Here is an 18339-nt window from a genome sequence, read left to right as displayed (position 1 = left end):
GCCTACACGCCCTCGCGGGTCGGCCGGTTCCACACCTGAATGCACGGATTGCCGTGGTAGTAGCCGAGCATCGAGATCGCACCGGCGTCCAGCATGAGGCGGGCGCCGAGACGCGGCACGTTCTGCAGGAACACCGTGGCGAGGATGCGCAGGGAGTGGCCGTGCGCGACCACGACGACGTTGCCGTCGTCGAGCATCGGGATCGAGCGTTCGATGATGTGGCTGACCCGGGCGGCGACGTCCTCGACCGTCTCGCCGGGCGTCTTGCCGGGCACCACACCGTCCTTGAAGATCTCCCAGCGCGGGTCGCCGGACCGCTCACGGATCTGGGGAGTGGTGAGGCCCTCGTAACCGCCGTAGTCCCACTCGCGCAGGTCGGCGTCGATCGTGTAGTCGGTGATGCCCGCGAGCTCCGCCGTACGTCGTGCGCGCTGCATGGGCGACACGAACGCCGCCACGCGCGGCATGTCCCGGATGACCTCGCCCGCCCGGCGCGCGCAGTCCTCACCCTCGGGTAGAAGCGGCAGATCCGTCGTCCCGGTGTGCTGGCCGGTGCGCGACCACTCCGTCTCGCCGTGCCGGATGAGGATCAGGCTGTATGTCGGACTGTCGGCGCTCATCTGGGCAATCTAGTGGCAGCCTGTGAGGCGTGCCGACGTACATCGTGTTCCTGCGCGCGGTCAATGTGCGGCCGCGGTGGGTCAAGATGGCGCTTCTGCGCGAGCTGCTGTCGGACAACGCGTTCAGCGACGTCGAGACCTACATCCAGAGCGGCAACCTGCGCCTGCAGACACCGATGCGGTCGGCGGTGAAGGTACGCGCCGAGCTGGAGCGGCTGATCGAGGCCGAGTTCGGGTTCCAGGTGCCCTGTGTCGTGCGCACTCCCGCGGCGCTGGCCGAGGTCGCGGCGTACGCCGAGGGCCTGGCGTCGCCGTACCCGGACGGCGAGGCGCGTCGTTACGTCACGTTCTGCGCCGAGCCGGTGACGGCGGACGCCTCCGACCTGCTGCAGGACTGGGAGGAGCCGGGCGAACGGCTGCGGGTCCACGGGTCGGAGGTCTACTGGTGGCTGACCAAGCCGGCGCACCAGGCGAAGATGACCAACGCCCGACTGGAGAAGACCGTCGGTGATGCGACCACCCGGGACATCAAGGTCGTGCGCACGCTGGCCGAGCGCTGGGGGAGCTGAGCCGATCCGCTGCGAGGGCGCCGCATGGTCCCTCGTGGCGTCCCCTTACGTGAGCAGGGTTGTGGGGCGGCGCCGCGCGGTCCCAAACGCACGCCGTACGACGCTTCGTGACCGCGTTTCGGCACCGAGCGGGCCTAAACGCACGCCGTCCGTCGCACGTCAGTCGGGTCAGCCGTCGTACAGCTCGAAGTCGGCGAAGTCGAAGCCCGGTGTCACGACGCAGCTGACCAGCACCGGTTCGACGCGGCCGTTCAGCCCGAACGGCGATGCGCGCTGCCAGTGCCCGGCGGGCACGAGCGCCTGGGGCACCGCGACGTCGCGGTCGAGGGCTGGACCCATGCCGAGATATTCGGTGGTCCTGCCATCGGGCACCTGTCCGTCGCCGCCGAGCTCCAGCGCGAGCAGACCGCCGTGTTGGTGGATCCACAGCTCGTCCGAGGTGACTCGATGCCATTCGCTCTGCTCACCCGGCATCAACAGGTAGAGGATGGCCGTCGCCAGCGACCGGTGGCCGCCCGAACCGCCCGACAGGAAGTCCGGGATCTGCAGGTCGCTGCGGTAGGTCTCGCGGAACCAGCCGCCCTCCGGATGCTCCTGCAGGTCGAGCCGCTCCGCCCAGTCCGGCAGTTTCTTCCGACCGCTCATCGTCGTCCCCTAACGTGTGCCGAATGGCGAGGTACTTCGACGTGCACCCTAGGGATCCCCAGCCGCGCAGCATCGGCCAGGCGGTGGCGATCGTGCGCGACGGCGGGCTGCTCGCCTACCCGACGGAGTCCGGCTACGCGCTCGGCTGCTCGCTGGACAACCCGGACGGCAAGGAGCGGATCACCCGGATCCGGCAGCTGGACAGCCACCACCACTTCACCCTGGTCTGCCACGACTTCGCCCAGGTGGGACAGCTGGTGCACTTCGACAACCGCGTCTTCCGCTCGGTCAAGGCTGCGGCGCCCGGCTCCTACACGTTCATCCTCCCGGCGACAGGTGCCGTGCCACGCCGGCTGCTGCACCCGAAGAAACGCACCGTCGGCGTCCGCATCGCCGCCCACCCGGTCGCCTGCGCGCTGTTGGAGGAGCTCGGCGACCCGATCCTCTCGAGCACGCTGATCCTGCCGGACCACCAAGAGCCGATGACCGACGGCTGGCAGGTCAAGGAGGAGCTGGACCACCAGGTCGACGCCGTCATCGACTCCGGTAAGTGCGGCGACGAGCCCACCACGGTCGTCGACTGGTCGGGCGAGACGCCCGAGGTCGTGCGGGTCGGGTCCGGCGACCCCGCACCGTTCGAATGACGCTGCCGGACGACGGCTTCGACAGTTGGGGGCTGACCCCACACCTGGTGACTTCCCTGCAGGCCATCCATTCGCACCCACTGGGATCTGCGATCCATGCTGCCTGGATGCGATTCCCGCCGCCGGTCGACGGTCGCGGACGCGGATGCCGAGCTGGGCGCGCGGGGTGTTCGGCGTGGTGGCCTTCGCCGGGCACGCGGTCATCTGCGCGCCGGACGACCTCAGCGACGAGGAGCTGGCCACGTCGGGCGCGGACGGGACCGGAGGAGCCCACCATCGAGCCATTGCGATGGCTCTGCTCGGAGGTCATGGAGTCGTGCACTCGCTGGACCTCCTGACGGTCGTATAGTTCACCGGCCGCGACTTCGAGGAGACCGACGGCCCGCTCGTGCGGCGTCCGGATCTCGATGACCACCCTCGGGTGCGGTACGCGGCGGCATTCCGGACGGACGCGCGGGCGTTCGGTCTGACGGACGGCGACGACGTCGTGGTCTCGCTGAGCACCGGCATCGGCGGTCTGCAGGAGATCGGGGTCGAGGTGGCGCCGGGCGCACGGGGTCAGGGCCTCGGTGCAGAAGCCCTGCGCGCGGCCTCGGCCCTCATCCCGGAGGGGCACCCGCTGATCGCTTCCGCGGCTCCCGGCAACGTGGTCGCCGTGCAGGCCCTGCTGGCCAGCGACTACGAGGTCGTGGGCTCCCGCCAGGTGGTGGTGCGCGACCTGCGGTCATCCAGATAGAGCAGGTGCGGATATAGGCAAAGCTGCTGCTCAGGCGCGGAGCGACTGTCCGGGAGCTCTGCACGCACCGCAATAGGGTGAGGGTCATGACGCGCGCTCTCTTCGTGACCGAGCATGGCGACCGTTCGGTGCTGGCGGTCCGTGACCACGACGTGCCCGCGCCCGCGCCCGACGAGGTGCAGGTGCGGGTCGTGGCGACGGGGGTGAACTTCATCGACGTCTACAAACGAGAGGGCGTGTACCCCGGTCCGACCCCGTTCGTGGCGGGCGAGGAGGGTGCCGGCACGGTCGAGGCGGTCGGAGCCAAGGTGTCCGACCTCCGCCCGGGCGCTCGCGTCGCGTGGGCCTCCGGGGCCGGGTCGGCTTCCGAGCTCGTCAACGTGCCGGCCGCCGCTGTCGTCCCCGTGCCCGACGGCGTCGACCTGCCGCAGGCCGCCGCAGCCATGCTCCAGGGCATGACCGCGCACTATCTGGTCGAGTCGACCTACCCGGTGCGCGAGGGGGACATCGCCCTGGTGCACGCGGCGGCCGGGGGAGTCGGACAGCTGCTCGTCCAGCTCATCGTGGCCAAGGGCGCCCAGGTGGTCGCGACGGCGGGCACCGCGGACAAGCTGGCCATCGCCTCACGACTGGGTGCGCAGCACACCATCGGCTACCACGACTTCGACGGCAAGCCGGAGGAGCTGGCCGCCGCGGTGCGCGACGCAGCCGGCCGCGGGGTCGACGTCGTGTACGACGGTGTCGGTCAGGCCACCTTCGATGCGTCGTTGCGCTCGCTGCGACCGCGCGGGCTGATGGCGCTCTTCGGCGCGGCCAGCGGACAGGTGCCGCCGTTCGATCTGCAGCGGCTCAACCGACTCGGCTCCCTCTTCGTCACGCGCCCGACCCTGGCCTCCTACATCGCGACCCGCGAGGAGCTGCTGTGGCGTGCGGGGGCCGTGCTCAGTGCAGTGGAGCGCGGGTCGTTGCACGTCGACGTCAGCGCGAGCTACCCGTTCGACGAGGCCGTTGCGGCGTACGAGGCCCTCGAGGGTCGCGCCACCACCGGCAAGCTGCTGCTCACCCCGTAACCGGTCACGCCGCTCACCGCGAGGTGACCGTGCACCCGGGCTGAGGTGCGCCGCTCGCGGGGAAGGCGTTGGCCAGTGCCCGGGCGATGCCCAGCGACCGGGCGCGGTAGCCCGGTGTCGTGTAATGGATGTCGTCGGTGTGGGTGTACCAGTCCGGTCGCACCTCACTGGCCCAGTCGTAGACCCGCAGCTCGGGATAGCGCCCGCACGCCCCCAGCAGCGCGGAGTCCCAGGCGGCCATCTTCGGCTCGGCGTTCGGGCCGGTGCTCACGAGCGTGCGGGTGTCGACCCAGAGCACTTTCTGTCCACCGATCCTGCGCATCACCATGTCGATCCGGCCGGCCGCGTCGGGCGTGCCTCCGACGGACATGTTCGCCGCGTCGTTGTTTCCCAGCGCGATGATCCAGCAACCCCGATACCCCTGCGCGACATAGCGGTTCACCACGTCCGCGCCGCTGGCCTGGCCCTTGTAGTGCTCCACGATCGCCCGCGCACCGGAGATCTCCGGGATGAACGTGCGGACGCCCACCGCCCGCAACCGCGCGTCCTCGCGGTCGGAGGGCTCGGGCAGGTAGTCGATCGAGACGACCCCCTCCGAGGTGGAGTCACCGACGTAGAGCAACGAGCTGCAGCTGGTCCTGAGCGGACCCGGGTGGGTGGCCGGCGGGGTGCTGGACCCCGGCGCGTAAGGCTGTGTGAAGGTGGGGGAGGAGACGGGCGGGGAGACCGGCGGGAAGGCCGTCGGTCCGAATGCCGTCGCCGGGTCGGGTCGGCCGGCGTGCAACGCCGCCGGCAGGATGAGCGCGATCACGGCGACCGCCAGAAAGGTCGCGACCCCGAGGAGAGTGCGTCGACCACCGGCGCTCCTCACGAGCGCACCATGTCCCGCTCGACCGCGGTCAGTGCCGGCGCCGGGCGGGTCGCCGCGCGCGTGGCGAACGCGCCTCGGAAGCCCAGTCGGCGGGTCGGGTCCTCCACCAGCGTCCACGAGAGGGCTGCGAGGGCGACCGTGACCGCGACGTTCGCGAGCGACAGCGCCCACCCGTGTCGGTCCGTGAGCCCCTGGGAGAAGACGATCACCGGGGTCTGCCACAGGTAGATGCCGTATGACCGCTCGCCCACCCAGCGCATCGGCGCACTCCCCAGGACGGCGCCGAGCATTCCGCCGTCCTGGACCGCGGCCATCAGCACGACGACTGTGGCGAGGGAGAGCAGCAAGAATCCCCACGGGTAGAGGAAGGCGCTGAACTGATCGGTGCGCCAGACCAGTACGCCGATCGCTGACAGTGCGCCGACTGCACTCACGTCCAGCGCGACCCGTCGGCCTCGTCGCCGGTCGCCGCGCCGGAGCGAGGGCAGCCAGAGCATCGCGGCCAGCGCGCCCACGAGCAATGCCCCGGCGCGGGTGTCGGTGCCCTCGTAGGCACGGGTCGCGCCCTCGACGCCCGGTGCGAACATCGTCCAGGAGAGCGCGAACGACCCTGCCGCGAGGAGGGCGGTGACGGCCGCGACCACCCGCACCCGTCCACGACATACGAAGAGCAGCAGGCCAAGCACCGGTGGCCACACCAGGTAGAACTGCTCCTCGACACTGAGCGACCACAAGTGCTCGAGCGGATCGACCGCCTGGGTGTTCGCCGCGACGTACGCCTGGCCGATCGTGTTCCAGTTGGCGAGGTAGAACACCGCGGCCAGCGCGTCTCGTACGCGGGCCGCGAAGGCCGCCGGGTCGAGGATCGCCGTGCACGCGAGCACCACGACGAGCAGCACCACGACCGCGGGCAGCAGCCGGCGTGCACGACGGATCCAAAACGTGCGCAACCGCAGGCTGCCCAGCCGCTCGAGCGAGCCGAGCAGGATCGAGGTGATGAGGAATCCACTGAGCGTGAAGAAGATCCCGACGCCGAGGATCCCTCCACGAGCCCAGGGAAGCCCCAGGTGGGCGCAGATCACGAGGGCGACGGCGACGGTGCGGACACCGTCGAGCCCCGGTAGATAGGTCGCGTTGCGGTCAAGCGGTCGTGGCACGGTCCAAACCCCCGAGTCGGTTCCGGTAGCTGCACCCCCGAGGTGCAGCTGCCCCTCGTACGACGCCGCTCCGGAGGACCTCGTTGGGTCAGGTGTCGAGGTCCCGGGCCCGATGGGTCTCTTAGACGCTGGTGCCTCTCGTTGGCACAGACGGCGAGTCGCGCTGTGTGGATAACCCGCAAATTCCGGCACCGAGGGAGGGGGATGTAGATAACTCTCTCCACGAATCCTTAATACTCACAATATATTTGCAGGATTTTGGCCTTGTGTCATCTATCGAACATGCGTATGATTCAGGGTAGATGGCAAGGGGTGCCGTCACCAGCGCAGGAGGGGCCATGGCGCAGTCGACGACCGGCATCCATCGGCCTGCTGCGCCGGGTGCTGGTGCCCGGTTGATGTCGCTGCTGAGCGAGTTCAGCTCCGCGTTGGAGGAGTGGCCGGGCGCGCTGTGGCAGCTGGACGAAGCGGCGCTGGGCGACGTGGTCGGGGGCATGCTGCGTGTCTCCTCCCGGGCGGAGAACATTGCGGCGTTGGCCACGGCCGACGCGCTGAGCCGCGGGACCGTGGCGAACTCCACCGCCACGGGTGCCCCGGCATGGGTCGCCCGTCAGGCGACTGGTGTGGAGCCGGCGGTGGTCCGCCGGGTCGGGATGGTGGGCGTCGAGTGCGCCGACCTCCGCAACCAGGTCGTCGCCGATGCCCTGGCTGACGGGTCGGCGAGTGTGCCGGTCGCGGCTGCCGCCTTGCGGGAGGTGCCGCGGATACTTCCTCAGCTGCCGACCGCGGACCGTGATGACCTTCTCGGGCGGTACCTGTCGTTGTCCGATCATGGGTGGCGGACGTTGCGGGAGTTGAGTACTCGCATCCTGGGGGAGTACGCCCCGCAGCGGTTGGTGCGGGACGAGGAGCGTCAGCAGGCGTGTGAGTCGGTGCTCTGGGCCGACCTGCCCAGTGGGTTGACCCGGTTCGTCGCCGAGCTCTCCGGTGGCCACGCCGCGGTCGTCAAACACGCCCTCCGCGCCCTGTCCGCGCCTACACCACAGCCCTGCGCCACCAGCACCGACGACCCGTGCGACGCACCGAATATCGGGCCGCTGCCGCAAACGGGGACCAGTGCGCCCGGGCGGGACACCCGCACCCCGGCCAAACGGCGCGCGGACGCGCTGGTGCGCTTGGTCGACACCGCCGCAGGCGTCCTCGACGGCACCAGCTCGCGGCCGGTCGGAGAATTCGGCGGGACCGCCAAGATCCTGGTCACCCTGGACTTGAACACTCTGTACGAGGGACTCCGCGAAACGGGTCGGCTCAGCCAACATGGTTCAGACGACGGCGGATTCGCACCGACGTACCTACCGGGCATCGGACGCACCACCGACGGCGATCACCTCGACGCCGGCACTCTCCGCCGACTCGCGTGCGATGCGGATCTCATCCCCGCAGTCCTCGGCACCGAGTCCGAACCCTTGGACGTCGGCCGCGCGAAACGCCTCTTCACCGGCGGACTGCGCACCGCGATCATCCACCGCGATAAGCACTGCACCTTCCCCGGTTGCGACCGGCCACCCGACTGGTGCGATGCCCACCATGTGCGGCCCTGGTGGGCCGGCGGAGAGACAACACTGAGCAACGCAGCACTGCTGTGCGCACGCCACCACACCATCGTGCACCGCGACCTGCTCACCGCCCAGGTCACCACGACCGGCGTCACCTGGGACCTCACCCCCGGCCTGATGCCCACCCGACCCGGCCACCAGAGACCCGCCGCATGAGCCTGACGGCGTTTACCGCCATTGACGGCGTTCGAACGCCGTCAACGAACGCGAACACCGTCAGCGTCGCCTGCGCCCTCACACTCGGGCCGGCCGCGGACCAGCGGCGTGCGCACCCACCACGTCGCTGCCCGGGACCTCGTTCGATCACGTCCCGGTGACCGCTAGGGTGAGCTGGCACACAGTAAGCAAGCGCTTAGTCAGCCGCCGGGGTCATCACAACTCCGTCGGCCCGAATGCGGGGAGCACCCATGCCCGAAGCTGTCATCGTCGCCACCGCCAGGTCTCCCATCGGCCGGGCGCGCAAGGGATCCCTGGTCGATATGCGCCCGGACGACCTCACCGTCCAGATGATCCAGGCGGCCCTCGACAAGGTGCCCGAGCTGGACCGTGGCGACATCGAGGACCTGATGCTCGGTTGCGGGCAGCCCGCCGGTGAGTCCGGATTCAACATGGCCCGCGTCGTGGCCACCCAACTCGGCCTGGACCACGTCGGCGGCACCACGGTGCAGCGCTACTGCTCCTCGAGCCTGCAGACGTCTCGGATGGCGATGCACGCGATCAAGGCAGGGGAGGGCGAGGTCTTCATCTCCGCCGGCGTGGAGACGGTGAGCCGCTACGACCGCGGATCGGCGGACGGTTACCCCGACACCAGGAACCCCCAGTTCGACGACGCCCGCCGACGCACCGAGGTGGCCGCCGCCGGACAGATGCTTCCGTGGCACGACCCGCGCGAGGACGGCGAGCTGCCGGACATCTACATCCAGATGGGCCAGACCGCCGAGAACGTCGCGTCGTACAAGAACGTGACCCGCGCGGACCAGGACGAGTTCGGCGTACGCAGCCAGAACCTCGCCGAGGAGGCGCAGAAGAACGGCTTCTGGGCGCAGGACATCACTCCCGTGACGCTGCCGGACGGCAGCACCGTGGAGAAGGACGACGGTCCGCGCGCGGGTGTCACCCTGGAGAAGGTCTCGCAACTGCAGCCGGTCTTCCGCCCCGACGGCACCGTGACCGCCGGCAACTGCTGTCCGCTGAACGACGGCGCCGCCGCCGTGATCATCATGAGCGACACCAAGGCCGAGCAGCTGGGGCTCACCCCGTTGGCCCGGATCGTCTCCACCGGCCTGACCGCGCTGTCGCCCGAGATCATGGGCCTCGGCCCGGTCGAGGCGTCCCGCAGGGCGCTGGCCCACGCGGGCATGACCATCGGTGACATCGACCTGGTCGAGATCAACGAGGCGTTCGCGGCGCAGGTCATCCCGTCCGCCCGCGACCTCGACATCCCGTGGGACAAGCTCAACGTCAACGGCGGCGCCATCGCCGTCGGTCACCCGTTCGGGATGACCGGTGCGCGCATCACCAGCACCTTGATCAACTCCCTTCGTTTCCACGACAAGCAGTTCGGCCTGGAGACCATGTGCGTCGGCGGTGGCCAGGGCATGGCCATGGTGCTCGAGCGTCTCAGCTGACCTCGTCCCGCTCGACCCGATAGAAGCCCACATACATTGCGCGACAAGGAGATACGAGTGAGCAGACTGTCCGGTAAGACCGCCTTGGTGACGGGTGCGAGCCGAGGCATCGGCCTCGGCATCGCCCGCCAGATCGTCGCCGAGGGCGGCCGCGTGGTCATCACGGCGCGCAAGCAGGAGGCCCTGGACGAGGCCGCCGCCGGGCTCGGCGGTCCGGACGTGGCCGTCGCGGTCGCCGGCAAGGCGGACGACCCGGCGCACCAGCAGGAGGCGATCGACACCGCCATCGACACCTTCGGTTCCCTGGACCTGCTGGTCAACAACGCCGGCATCAACCCGTCGTTCGGTCCGTTGGTCGAGGTCGACCTCGCGGCCGCCCGCAAGACCACCGAGGTCAACGCGATCGCGGTGCTCTCCTGGGTGCAGCTCGCCTACCGCTCCTGGATGCGCGAGCACGGCGGTTCGATCGTCAATGTCGCGTCGGTGGCCGGCGTACGCCCGGCGCCGGGCATCTCGCTGTACGGCGCCACCAAGGCCATGCTGATCTCCCTCACCGAGAGCCTCGCGGTGGAGCTCGGCCCGACCATCCGGGTCAACGCCGTCGCACCAGCCGTGGTCAAGACCCAGTTCGCGCAGGCGCTCTACGCCGAGGGCGAGGAGAAGGCCTCGGCCGACTACCCCCTGAAGCGACTCGGTGAGCCTGAGGACATCGCCACTGCTGTCACCTACTTCCTGTCCGCCGACAGCTCATGGGTGACCGGCCAGACGCTCGTCCTGGACGGCGGCATCACCCTGCGCGGGGGAGTCTGAGATGTCGGCTGCGGCAGCCGGTGCACAGACCGTCGTGGTCACCGGCGCGGCTCGCGGCATCGGTGCGGCCATCGCCACCCGGATGGCCGCGGACGGCGCACGAGTGGTGGTGAGCGACCGCGACGGCGACGAACTACGCGAGCTTGCAGCACAGATCGGCGCCCACCCGGTGGTCGCCGACATCTCCTCGGACGGCGGGGTGCAGCAACTCGTCGATGCCGCGCTGGAGACCCTTGGCCGGATCGACATCTTCTTCGCGAACGCCGGGATCGCCCTCGGCACAGGTCTGTCCGGCACCGACGACGATCACTGGGCGACGATCCTGGACGTCAACGTGCTGGCGCACGTGCGCGCCGCGCGGGCTCTGGAGTCGGTCTGGGAGAGGCAGGGGGGTGGACGCTTCGTGGTCACCGCGTCCGCGGCCGGTCTGCTCACGATCCTGGACGACCCGTCGTACGCCGTGACCAAGCACGCCGCGGTCGCGTTCGCGGAATGGTTGAGCGTCACCTACCGCCACCGCGACGTGGTGGTGCAGGCGATCTGCCCGCAGGGCGTGCAGACGAGGATGCTCGAGGCGTCCGGCGAGCTGGAGGAGCTGCTCAGCCACGACCAGGCGCTGCCGCCCGAGCGGGTGGCGGACGCCGTCGCGGCGGCGCTCACGACCGAGGACTTCTACATCCTTCCCCACCCCGAGGTGGCCGGGTATGCGGCGCTGCGAAGCGCCGAGCCGGACCGCTGGCTGGCGGGCATGAACAAACTGCAACGCAAACTCGAGGACGCGCGGGCGACGCGCGATGGAGGCTGAGACGACGTGGGGATGATGAGAGCACTGCGGATCGAGGAGCTGGGCCAGCCGAACAAGGTGCTCGAGGTGGTCGATGTCCCGGTGCCCGATCCCGGCGCCGGTCAGATCGCCGTGCGGGTGCTGGGTGCCGCCCTCAACTTCCCGGACGTGCTGATGTGCCGGGGGAGTACCAGGTACGCCCACCGCTGCCCTTCACGCCAGGCGTCGAGGTGTGCGGTGAGATCACCTCGCTCGGCGAGGGCGTGGAGCATCTTGCGGTGGGGGGCGCGGGTGCTGGGCTCGCCGGCTCTGCCGTCGGGCGGCTTCGCGCAGTTCGCGCTGATGGAGGCCTCCGACGCGCACCCCGCGCCCGCAGCCCTCGACGACGCGCAGGCTGCGTCGTTCTGGATCGGCTACCAGACCAGCTGGTTCGCGCTGCACCGTCGCGCCGCCCTGCAGCCGGGCGAGACGCTGCTGGTGCACGCTGCGGCCGGTGGGGTGGGAAGCTCCGCCGTGCAGCTCGGCAAGGCCGCCGGTGCCCGGGTGATCGGTGTGGTGGGGGGTGGCGAGAAAGCCGTGTTCGCGCGCGAACTCGGCGCGGACATCGTGGTCGACCGGCACACCGAGGACTTCGTCCAAGTGGTCAAGGACGCGACCGGCGGCCGCGGAGCCGACGTGATCTACGACCCGGTCGGCGGCGACACCTATGACCGCTCGACCAAGTGCATCGCCTTCGAGGGACGCATCGTGGTCATCGGTTTCGCGGGAGGACGCATCCAGTCGGCCGCTCTCAACCACGCCCTGATCAAGAACTACTCGATCCTCGGGCTGCACTGGGGTCTCTACAAGTCCAAGATTCCGGGGCTGATGGGGGAGTGCCACGAGGTGCTCTCCCAGATGGCGCAGGACGGCGTCGCGGTCCCGCTGGTGAGCGAGCGTGTCGGTCTGGAACAGGTGCCGGACGCCCTGCAGCGACTCGGCGACGGCTCCACCGTCGGTCGCGTGGTGATGGTGCCGTGAGTCGCCCCACGAAGTTCTCCCCCGCTGCGCTCCGCCGATACTTCGTAGGGATCCCGACCTCATGAGCTCAGTGATGCAGGCCGTCCTCTTCGACTACGGCGGAGTCGTCACGACGCCGATCCGCGACAGCATCGCCTCCTGGACGACCGCTGCCGGCGTCGACCCACAGTCCTTCTCCCGGGTGCTCAAGCGGTGGCTCGGCCGTCACGCGTCGCCCGACAGTCCGATCCACCGTCTCGAGCGCGGCGAACTGTCCGCGTCCGAGTTCAACATTCTGCTCACCCGCGAACTGCGTTCTCCCAGCGGTGATCCCGTGCCCCCGGGCGACTACCTGCGGGGTATGTTCGCGGCCAGCAAGGTCGACGAAGGCACGGTGGCGCTCGTGCGCGACCTTCGCGCGGCCGGCGTCCGCACCGGGCTGCTGTCGAACAGCTGGGGTTTCTCGTACGACCGCACGCTGCTGGACGAGTTGTTCGATCCGATCGTGATCTCCGGGGAGGTCGGCATGCGCAAGCCGGAGAAGCGCATCTTCGATCTGGCCGTCGGGCGACTCGGCCTGGCGCCTGGCGACGTCGTCTTCGTGGACGACGCCGAGCCCAATCTCGTCGGTGCGCGCGCTGCCGGTCTGCGCACCGTCCTGCACAAGGACGCCGCCACCACTCGTGCGGCGTTCGGCGAGTTGTTGCAGCACGCCCCGACCTCCGCATCCCGCTGAAGGACCCCGAAGACAAGGAGCACCACATGCGCACGTTCGATGGACTGGACGACCTCGAGACCGCCGTCGGCGACGAGCTGGGAGTGAGCGACTGGCACACCGTCACCCAGGAGCAGGTCGACACCTTCGCCGAGGCGACCGGGGATCACCAGTGGATCCACGTCGACGTCGAGCGGGCGAGGAAGGGGCCGTTCGGTGGGACCATCGCGCACGGTTACCTGACGCTGTCGCTGCTGCCCACGCTCGTCTCCGAGATCTACACGGTGCAGGGGCTGTCGATGGGGATCAACTACGGCTCCAACAAGGTCCGCTTCCCCACCCCGGTGCCCGTCGGTTCCCGCGTGCGGGCCCGAGCGGTCCTGAAGGAGCTCAATCGCGGACCGAACGGCGCCCAGAGCGTCGCCACCGTGACCGTCGAGCTCGAGGGCAACGAGAAGCCCGCCTGCGTCGCCGAGACCGTCTCGCTGCTGGTTCCGTGACCGACAGCCCGCAGGGTCTGGACCTGGAGGCGCTGTCCACGTACCTGCAGCGGGAGGCGCCGGGCCTGCTGAAGGCCGAGCTCACCGGACGGATCCTCGCCGGCGGCAAGTCCAACCTCACCTACGAGGTGGGTGACGGCGCCACCAGCGTCGTCGTACGCCGCCCGCCGCTGGGTCACGTGCTGTCGACCGCCCACGACATGATCCGTGAACACACGGTCATCACGGCACTGGCGCCCACCGACGTCCCGGTGCCCACGACGTACGCGGTGTGCCCGGACGACAGCGTCATCGGCGCGCCGTTCTACGTGATGGAGCTGGTTGCGGGCACGCCGTACCGACACGCGGCGCAGATCGCGCCGCTCGGCCCCGAACGCACCCGTGACATCGCCCACCGGCTCGTCGACACCCTCGTGGCGTTGCACGCCGTCGACCCGGAAGAGGTCGGCCTGAGCGAGTTCGGTCGCCCGCACGGGTTCCTGGAGCGGCAGGTACGTCGCTGGCGACGTCAGATGGACTCGTCCGCCAGTCGGCAGCTCCCGCGTGCCGAGGAGCTGTCCGACGCCCTCGCCGCCGGCGTGCCCGGGGACGGAGACGTGTCGGTGCTGCACGGCGACTACCGGCTGGACAATCTGCTGGTGGGGGAATCCGACCAGGTCACCGCGGTGCTCGACTGGGAGATGGCGACCCTGGGAGACCCACTGTCCGACGTCGCGCTCTTCGTGGTCTATCAACGGCTCTCGCAGGTCACACCCGGCGCCGGCGTCTCCGATGTCGCCGCCGCGCCCGGCTATCCGGACACCGACGCGATGCTGGCCCGCTATACGCAGGCGAGCGGGCGCGACGTGTCGCACATCGGCTGGCACCTGGGCCTCGCCTACTACAAGCTGGCGACCATCCTGGAGGGCATCCACTACCGCTACATCCAGGGCCAGACCGTCGGCTCCGGTTTCGACAACGTGGGGACCGCAGTCGGTCCCCTCCTGGACGCCGGGCTCGCAGCCCTGCGGGAAGGCTGACATGGACTTCGAGTACGACGAGCGCACCACCGCGCTCATGAAACAGCTGCGATCGTTCGTCGACGAGCGCGTCATCCCCTCGGTGAGCACCTTCCACGAGGAACTGGACGCCTCCGACGACCGGTGGGCGTGGTCGCGCACCCCGGTGCTGCAGACGCTGCGGCAGGAGGCTCGCGACGCGGGCCTCTGGAACCTCTTCCTGCCGGGTGAGGGCGGCGCAGAGCTCACCAACCTGCAGTACGCGCCGCTCGCGGAGATCACCGGCCGCGCGATGGAGCTGGCCCCCTCCACCGTCAACTGCTCGGCCCCGGACACCGGAAACATGGAGGTGCTGGAGCAGTTCGGCACTCCCGAGCAGAAGGAGCAGTGGCTGAAACCGTTGCTGGAAGGGCGCATCCGCTCCTCCTTCGCGATGACGGAGCCGGCCGTCGCGTCCTCGGACGCGACCAACATCGAGACCCGCATCGAGCGTGACGGCGACGAGTACGTCATCACCGGTCGCAAGTGGTGGATCACCGGCGCGATGAACCCGGACGCCGCGATCTTCATCGTGATGGGCAAGACCGACCCGAGTGCCGAGCGGCACCGCCAGCAGAGCCAGATCCTGGTGCCCCGCGACACCCCGGGCGTACAGATCGTGCGCGGCATGCACGTCTACGGGTACGACGACCATGACCACGGCGGGCACGCGGAGATCGTCTTCGACCAGGTCCGGGTGCCGGCGAGCAACCTCATCAGCGGGGAGGGCGAGGGTTTTGCGATCGCCCAGGCACGGCTCGGCCCCGGCCGGATCCACCACTGCATGCGATCCATCGGCGTCGCCGAACGCGCGATCGAGCTCATGTGCGAGCGGGTCAGCGACCGGGTGGCCTTCGGCCGTCCGCTGTCGGAGCAGGGCGTCATCCGCGACTGGATCGCCGAGTCGCGCGTGCGCGTCGAGCAGCTGCGGCTGCTGGTGCTCAAGACCGCCTGGCTCATGGACACCGTCGGCAACCGCGGTGCGCACGGCGAGATCCAGGCCATCAAGATCGCCACGCCGAGCACGGTGGAGTGGATCCTCGACAAGGCGATCCAGGCGCACGGCGCCGGTGGCCTCAGCCAGGACTTCCCGCTCGCCCGCGCGGCGGCCGGCATCCGGACCCTGCGGTTCGCCGACGGTCCGGACGAGGTGCACAAGAACTCGCTGGCCAAGCGCGAACTGCGTCGGCACACCTCGGGCCGCTGAGATGGACCTGTCGCTGAACGAGGACCAGCGCGACCTGCGCGACCTGGTGCGGGAGTTCCTGGAGAAGGAGGTCGTGCCGCACCGAGCGCAGTGGGATCGCGACGAGAGCGTCGACACCTCGATCGTGCCCCGGCTCGGTGAGCTCGGCGTCTTCGGCTTCGGCATCCCCGAGGAGTACGGCGGCGTCCAGGCCGACTTCTTCACCTACGTGCTGGTGATGGAGGAGCTCGGTCGGGCGGACTCGGCGATCCGCGGCATCGTGTCGGTCAGCAACGGCTTGGTGGCCAAGACGATCGCGGCGCACGGCACCACCGAGCAGAAGCAGCAGTGGCTCCCGGGGCTCGCCACCGGCCGGCAGCTCGGCTGCTTCGGACTGACCGAGCCCGGCAACGGGTCGGACGCGGGCAACCTCACGACGAAGGCGCGACGCGACGGCAGCGACTACGTCCTGCAGGGCGAGAAGATCTTCATCACCAACGGCACCTGGGCCGACGTGGCCCCTCGTCTTCGCGCGGACCAGTGACGAGGGACCGCGCGGTGTCACAGCGTTCCTGGTGCCCACCGACGCACCCGGCCTGACGCGTACCGAGATCAAGGGCAAGCTCGGCCTGCGCGGCCAGGCCACGGCATCGCTGGCCTTCGACGACGTACGCGTGCCGGGGTCGGCCGTCCTGGGTGAGCCGGGCACCGGCTTCAAGATCGCCATGACCGCGCTCGACAAGGGCCGGGTCGGTGTGGCCGCGGGCTGCGTCGGGATCGTGCAGGCATGCCTCGAAGCTGTCGTCGAATACACCGGCGAACGCACCCAATTCGGCAAGCCCATTGCCGCCTACCAGCTGGTGCAGGAGATGATCGCCGACATCTCCCTGGACGCCGACGCCGCCCGACTGATGGTCTGGCGCGCCGCCGACCTCATCGACCGGGGCGAGCCGTTCCGGGTGGCGGCGTCGAAGGCCAAGCTGTTCGCGAGCGAGGCGGCGGTGCGCTCCTCGAACCTCGCCATCCAGGCGTTCGGCGGCTACGGCTACGTCGATGAGTACCCCGTGCAGAAGCTCATGCGCGACGCGCGGGTGATGACGCTCTACGAAGGCACCAGCCAGATCCAGAAACTCCTGATCGGCAGGGCCGAGACGGGCATCAACGCGTTCTAGCGAGGCGGTGCCCGTCACGGGACCGCCCCGCACACCAGTCGTCAGATCGAGGATGGGAAGTCATGCCTACGCTGTCGCTCGCCAGCATCCTGTCGGACTCGGCCAAACGCCGTCCGAGCAAAACCGCCGTCGTCCAGGGTGAGCGTCGGGTCAGCTACGCCGACCTGTGGGACGCCTCCCTGCGGGTGGCCGGTGCGCTCACCGAACGAGAGGTGGGGCCCGGTGTTCGGGTCGCGGTGCTGCTCCCGAACGTCGTGGAGTTCATCACGGCGTACTACGGGGTGATCGCCGCCGGCGGCACCGTGGTGATGATCTCCCCGCTGCTGACTCCCGAGGAGGGCAGCGACATGGTGCGCCGCTCGGGCGCGGACATCGTGCTCTACCACGAGTCGTTCGGGGACCTGGCGCGCAGCATCGCGCAGGGGAGCAACGCGCAGGCGCTGCAGGTGAGCGACCTGATGGACCACCCCCGGCCGCTGCCGACGTACGTGACGCGCGCCCCGAACGACATCGCCGTGATCATCTTCACCAGCGGCACCACCGGCCGCCCGAAGGGCGTGATGCTCTCCCACCTCAACCTGCTGCTGTCGATGCACAACATGGCCTACGACTCCGACACCCCGGCGAATTCGACCGACGTGGTGATGGGCTGTCTGCCGCTGTTCCACATCTTCGGCCAGCAGGCGGTGATGAACACCCCGCTACGGATCGGCGGGACGATCGTCCTGCTGCCCCGCTTCGACGCGGCCACCTGCCTGCGACTGCTCAACGACGAGCACGTGACGATCTTCTCCGGCGTTCCCACGATGTTCGTGCAGCTGCTGCAGGCCGCGAAGGAACCGGGCGCACCGGGCATCCCGCAGATGAAGCGGGTCGCCTCCGGAGGCGCGGCCCTCCCGGTGTCGGTGCTGGAGCAGGTGGAGAGCACCTTCGGCGCCCAGATCACCGAGGGGTACGGACTGTCCGAGACCTCGCCCGGTGTCAGCTCCAACCAGCAGGTGTACGGCGTGCGGCCGGGCACGGTCGGGCACCCGGTCTGGGGCGTGGAGGCCGAGATCGCCGACAGCGACATCGAGGATCGCGTCGAGCTGCTCGCCACCGGCGAGCGCGGCGAGGTCGTCGTGCGGGGGCACTGCGTCTTCGAGGGCTACCTCGACGACCCCGAAGCCACCGCCGCCGCCATCCAGGACGGCTGGTTCCGCACCGGCGACATCGGTGTGAAGGACGAGGACGGCTTCCTGTCGATCGTGGACCGTAAGAAGGATCTGATCATCCGCGGCGGTTACAACGTCTATCCGCGCGAGGTCGAGGAGGTGCTGGTCCGGCACCCCGGCGTGCAGATGGCCGCGGTGGTCGGCGTCCCCGACGACGAGCACGGCGAGGAGATCATGGCGTTCGTGACCCTGACACCGGGCGCCGAGGTCACGGCGGAGGACGTACGCGCGTACGGCAAGGAGCACCTAGCGCGCTACAAGTACCCGCGGCACGTGCAGGTCCGTGACGCGTTGCCGATGGGACCGTCGATGAAGATCCTGCGCCGCGAGCTGCGCGACGAGGCCGCAAGACAGCAGGGATAATCG

The 18339-nt window shown here is 69.6% G+C and carries 21 protein-coding genes; 17 read left to right on the top strand and 4 right to left on the bottom strand.

Features of this window, described 5'->3' with window-relative positions; genetic code table 11:
• Positions 1-2 precede the first annotated feature (2 nt).
• Positions 3-620 (bottom strand): histidine phosphatase family protein, encoded by a 618-nt coding sequence (locus LVQ62_RS12910; RefSeq protein ID WP_233762139.1) that lies wholly within the window; start codon positions 618-620, stop codon positions 3-5.
• A gap of 29 nt (positions 621-649) precedes the next feature.
• On the opposite strand from LVQ62_RS12910, the gene LVQ62_RS12905 reads away from it, so the two are divergent.
• Positions 650-1189: a DUF1697 domain-containing protein gene (locus LVQ62_RS12905; RefSeq protein WP_233762137.1), complete on the top strand. Its 540-nt coding sequence runs from the start codon at positions 650-652 to the stop codon at positions 1187-1189.
• Positions 1190-1357: 168 nt separating this feature from the next.
• Here the strand turns inward: LVQ62_RS12905 and LVQ62_RS12900 are convergent, their stop codons facing one another.
• Positions 1358-1834, bottom strand: coding sequence for a cupin domain-containing protein (locus LVQ62_RS12900; RefSeq protein WP_233762135.1), 477 nt, complete (start codon positions 1832-1834; stop codon positions 1358-1360).
• Positions 1835-1857: 23 nt separating this feature from the next.
• Here LVQ62_RS12900 and LVQ62_RS12895 point away from each other — a divergent pair, with 23 nt between their 5' ends.
• From LVQ62_RS12895 to LVQ62_RS12880, 4 genes are all read left to right on the top strand, one after another.
• Positions 1858-2478 (top strand): L-threonylcarbamoyladenylate synthase, encoded by a 621-nt coding sequence (locus LVQ62_RS12895; protein WP_233762133.1) that lies wholly within the window; start codon positions 1858-1860, stop codon positions 2476-2478.
• 145 nt (positions 2479-2623) lie between these two features.
• Positions 2624-2827, top strand: coding sequence for a hypothetical protein (locus tag LVQ62_RS12890; protein WP_233762131.1), 204 nt, complete (start codon positions 2624-2626; stop codon positions 2825-2827).
• Between the two features lie 39 nt (positions 2828-2866).
• Entirely contained in the window at positions 2867-3214 is a 348-nt protein-coding gene (locus tag LVQ62_RS12885; protein ID WP_233762129.1) for a hypothetical protein, read from the top strand.
• Positions 3215-3300: 86 nt separating this feature from the next.
• Positions 3301-4284, top strand: coding sequence for a quinone oxidoreductase (locus LVQ62_RS12880; protein ID WP_233762127.1), 984 nt, complete (start codon positions 3301-3303; stop codon positions 4282-4284).
• Between the two features lie 13 nt (positions 4285-4297).
• Here LVQ62_RS12880 and LVQ62_RS12875 read toward each other — a convergent pair whose 3' ends face one another.
• The gene (locus LVQ62_RS12875; protein ID WP_233762125.1) at positions 4298-5155 is read right to left on the bottom strand and encodes an SGNH/GDSL hydrolase family protein; all 858 of its coding nucleotides are present in this window, start codon (positions 5153-5155) and stop codon (positions 4298-4300) included.
• Positions 5152-6312 carry an acyltransferase gene (locus LVQ62_RS12870; protein WP_233762123.1) on the bottom strand — a complete coding sequence of 387 codons (1161 nt, stop codon included), beginning with the start codon at positions 6310-6312 and terminating at the stop codon, positions 5152-5154. Before LVQ62_RS12870 ends, LVQ62_RS12875 begins: the two co-directional genes overlap by 4 nt.
• A gap of 338 nt (positions 6313-6650) precedes the next feature.
• Here LVQ62_RS12870 and LVQ62_RS12865 point away from each other — a divergent pair, with 338 nt between their 5' ends.
• The 12 genes from LVQ62_RS12865 (at position 6651) to LVQ62_RS12805 (ending at position 18336) form a co-directional block, all read left to right on the top strand.
• On the top strand, positions 6651-8084 hold the full coding sequence (locus tag LVQ62_RS12865; protein WP_233762122.1) for an HNH endonuclease signature motif containing protein: 1434 nt from the start codon (positions 6651-6653) through the stop codon (positions 8082-8084).
• Positions 8085-8335: 251 nt separating this feature from the next.
• Positions 8336-9556: an acetyl-CoA C-acetyltransferase gene (locus tag LVQ62_RS12860; protein ID WP_233762120.1), complete on the top strand. Its 1221-nt coding sequence runs from the start codon at positions 8336-8338 to the stop codon at positions 9554-9556.
• A gap of 57 nt (positions 9557-9613) precedes the next feature.
• Positions 9614-10366 (top strand): SDR family oxidoreductase, encoded by a 753-nt coding sequence (locus LVQ62_RS12855; protein WP_233762118.1) that lies wholly within the window; start codon positions 9614-9616, stop codon positions 10364-10366.
• A 1-nt stretch (position 10367) separates the two neighbouring features.
• Positions 10368-11171, top strand: coding sequence for an SDR family oxidoreductase (locus LVQ62_RS12850; RefSeq protein WP_233762116.1), 804 nt, complete (start codon positions 10368-10370; stop codon positions 11169-11171).
• Between the two features lie 12 nt (positions 11172-11183).
• On the top strand, positions 11184-12170 hold the full coding sequence (locus tag LVQ62_RS12845) for an NADPH:quinone oxidoreductase family protein (RefSeq protein ID WP_233762114.1): 987 nt from the start codon (positions 11184-11186) through the stop codon (positions 12168-12170).
• A 61-nt stretch (positions 12171-12231) separates the two neighbouring features.
• Positions 12232-12885 carry an HAD family phosphatase gene (locus LVQ62_RS12840; protein WP_233762112.1) on the top strand — a complete coding sequence of 218 codons (654 nt, stop codon included), beginning with the start codon at positions 12232-12234 and terminating at the stop codon, positions 12883-12885.
• 26 nt (positions 12886-12911) lie between these two features.
• Entirely contained in the window at positions 12912-13364 is a 453-nt protein-coding gene (locus LVQ62_RS12835) for a MaoC family dehydratase (RefSeq protein ID WP_179480618.1), read from the top strand.
• Positions 13361-14383 carry a phosphotransferase family protein gene (locus tag LVQ62_RS12830; RefSeq protein WP_233762111.1) on the top strand — a complete coding sequence of 341 codons (1023 nt, stop codon included), beginning with the start codon at positions 13361-13363 and terminating at the stop codon, positions 14381-14383. The genes LVQ62_RS12835 and LVQ62_RS12830 overlap by 4 nt, the downstream gene beginning before the upstream one ends.
• 1 nt (position 14384) lies before the next feature.
• Complete coding sequence (locus LVQ62_RS12825; protein WP_233762109.1) at positions 14385-15608, top strand: acyl-CoA dehydrogenase family protein; 1224 nt, start codon at positions 14385-14387, stop codon at positions 15606-15608.
• Between the two features lies 1 nt (position 15609).
• On the top strand, positions 15610-16131 hold the full coding sequence (locus LVQ62_RS12820) for an acyl-CoA dehydrogenase family protein (RefSeq protein WP_233762107.1): 522 nt from the start codon (positions 15610-15612) through the stop codon (positions 16129-16131).
• A gap of 31 nt (positions 16132-16162) precedes the next feature.
• A complete protein-coding gene (locus LVQ62_RS12810; protein WP_370639620.1) occupies positions 16163-16759 on the top strand; it encodes an acyl-CoA dehydrogenase family protein in 597 nt (198 codons plus the stop codon).
• A gap of 62 nt (positions 16760-16821) precedes the next feature.
• Entirely contained in the window at positions 16822-18336 is a 1515-nt protein-coding gene (locus LVQ62_RS12805; RefSeq protein ID WP_233762105.1) for a long-chain fatty acid--CoA ligase, read from the top strand.
• Positions 18337-18339: the final 3 nt, after the last annotated feature.

This window comes from Allobranchiibius sp. GilTou73 (assembly GCF_021391335.1).
Lineage (GTDB): Bacteria > Actinomycetota > Actinomycetes > Actinomycetales > Dermatophilaceae > Allobranchiibius > Allobranchiibius huperziae.
The sequence above is the reverse complement of the archived record's forward strand: the minus strand, read 5'-3'. Positions and strand labels throughout refer to the sequence as shown.

Bases quoted from the DNA above. Each gene is read 5' to 3' on its own strand.
- LVQ62_RS12910 (WP_233762139.1), bottom strand. From the start codon at position 620: ATGAGCGCCGACAGTCCGACATACAGCCTGATCCTCATCCGGCACGGC.
- LVQ62_RS12900 (WP_233762135.1), bottom strand. From the start codon at position 1,834: ATGAGCGGTCGGAAGAAACTGCCGGACTGGGCGGAGCGGCTCGACCTG.
- LVQ62_RS12895 (WP_233762133.1), top strand. From the start codon at position 1,858: ATGGCGAGGTACTTCGACGTGCACCCTAGGGATCCCCAGCCGCGCAGC.
- LVQ62_RS12890 (WP_233762131.1), top strand. From the start codon at position 2,624: ATGCCGAGCTGGGCGCGCGGGGTGTTCGGCGTGGTGGCCTTCGCCGGG.
- LVQ62_RS12880 (WP_233762127.1), top strand. From the start codon at position 3,301: ATGACGCGCGCTCTCTTCGTGACCGAGCATGGCGACCGTTCGGTGCTG.
- LVQ62_RS12865 (WP_233762122.1), top strand. From the start codon at position 6,651: ATGGCGCAGTCGACGACCGGCATCCATCGGCCTGCTGCGCCGGGTGCT.
- LVQ62_RS12860 (WP_233762120.1), top strand. From the start codon at position 8,336: ATGCCCGAAGCTGTCATCGTCGCCACCGCCAGGTCTCCCATCGGCCGG.
- LVQ62_RS12850 (WP_233762116.1), top strand. From the start codon at position 10,368: ATGTCGGCTGCGGCAGCCGGTGCACAGACCGTCGTGGTCACCGGCGCG.
- LVQ62_RS12845 (WP_233762114.1), top strand. From the start codon at position 11,184: ATGATGAGAGCACTGCGGATCGAGGAGCTGGGCCAGCCGAACAAGGTG.
- LVQ62_RS12840 (WP_233762112.1), top strand. From the start codon at position 12,232: ATGAGCTCAGTGATGCAGGCCGTCCTCTTCGACTACGGCGGAGTCGTC.
- LVQ62_RS12835 (WP_179480618.1), top strand. From the start codon at position 12,912: ATGCGCACGTTCGATGGACTGGACGACCTCGAGACCGCCGTCGGCGAC.
- LVQ62_RS12825 (WP_233762109.1), top strand. From the start codon at position 14,385: ATGGACTTCGAGTACGACGAGCGCACCACCGCGCTCATGAAACAGCTG.
- LVQ62_RS12820 (WP_233762107.1), top strand. From the start codon at position 15,610: ATGGACCTGTCGCTGAACGAGGACCAGCGCGACCTGCGCGACCTGGTG.
- LVQ62_RS12805 (WP_233762105.1), top strand. From the start codon at position 16,822: ATGCCTACGCTGTCGCTCGCCAGCATCCTGTCGGACTCGGCCAAACGC.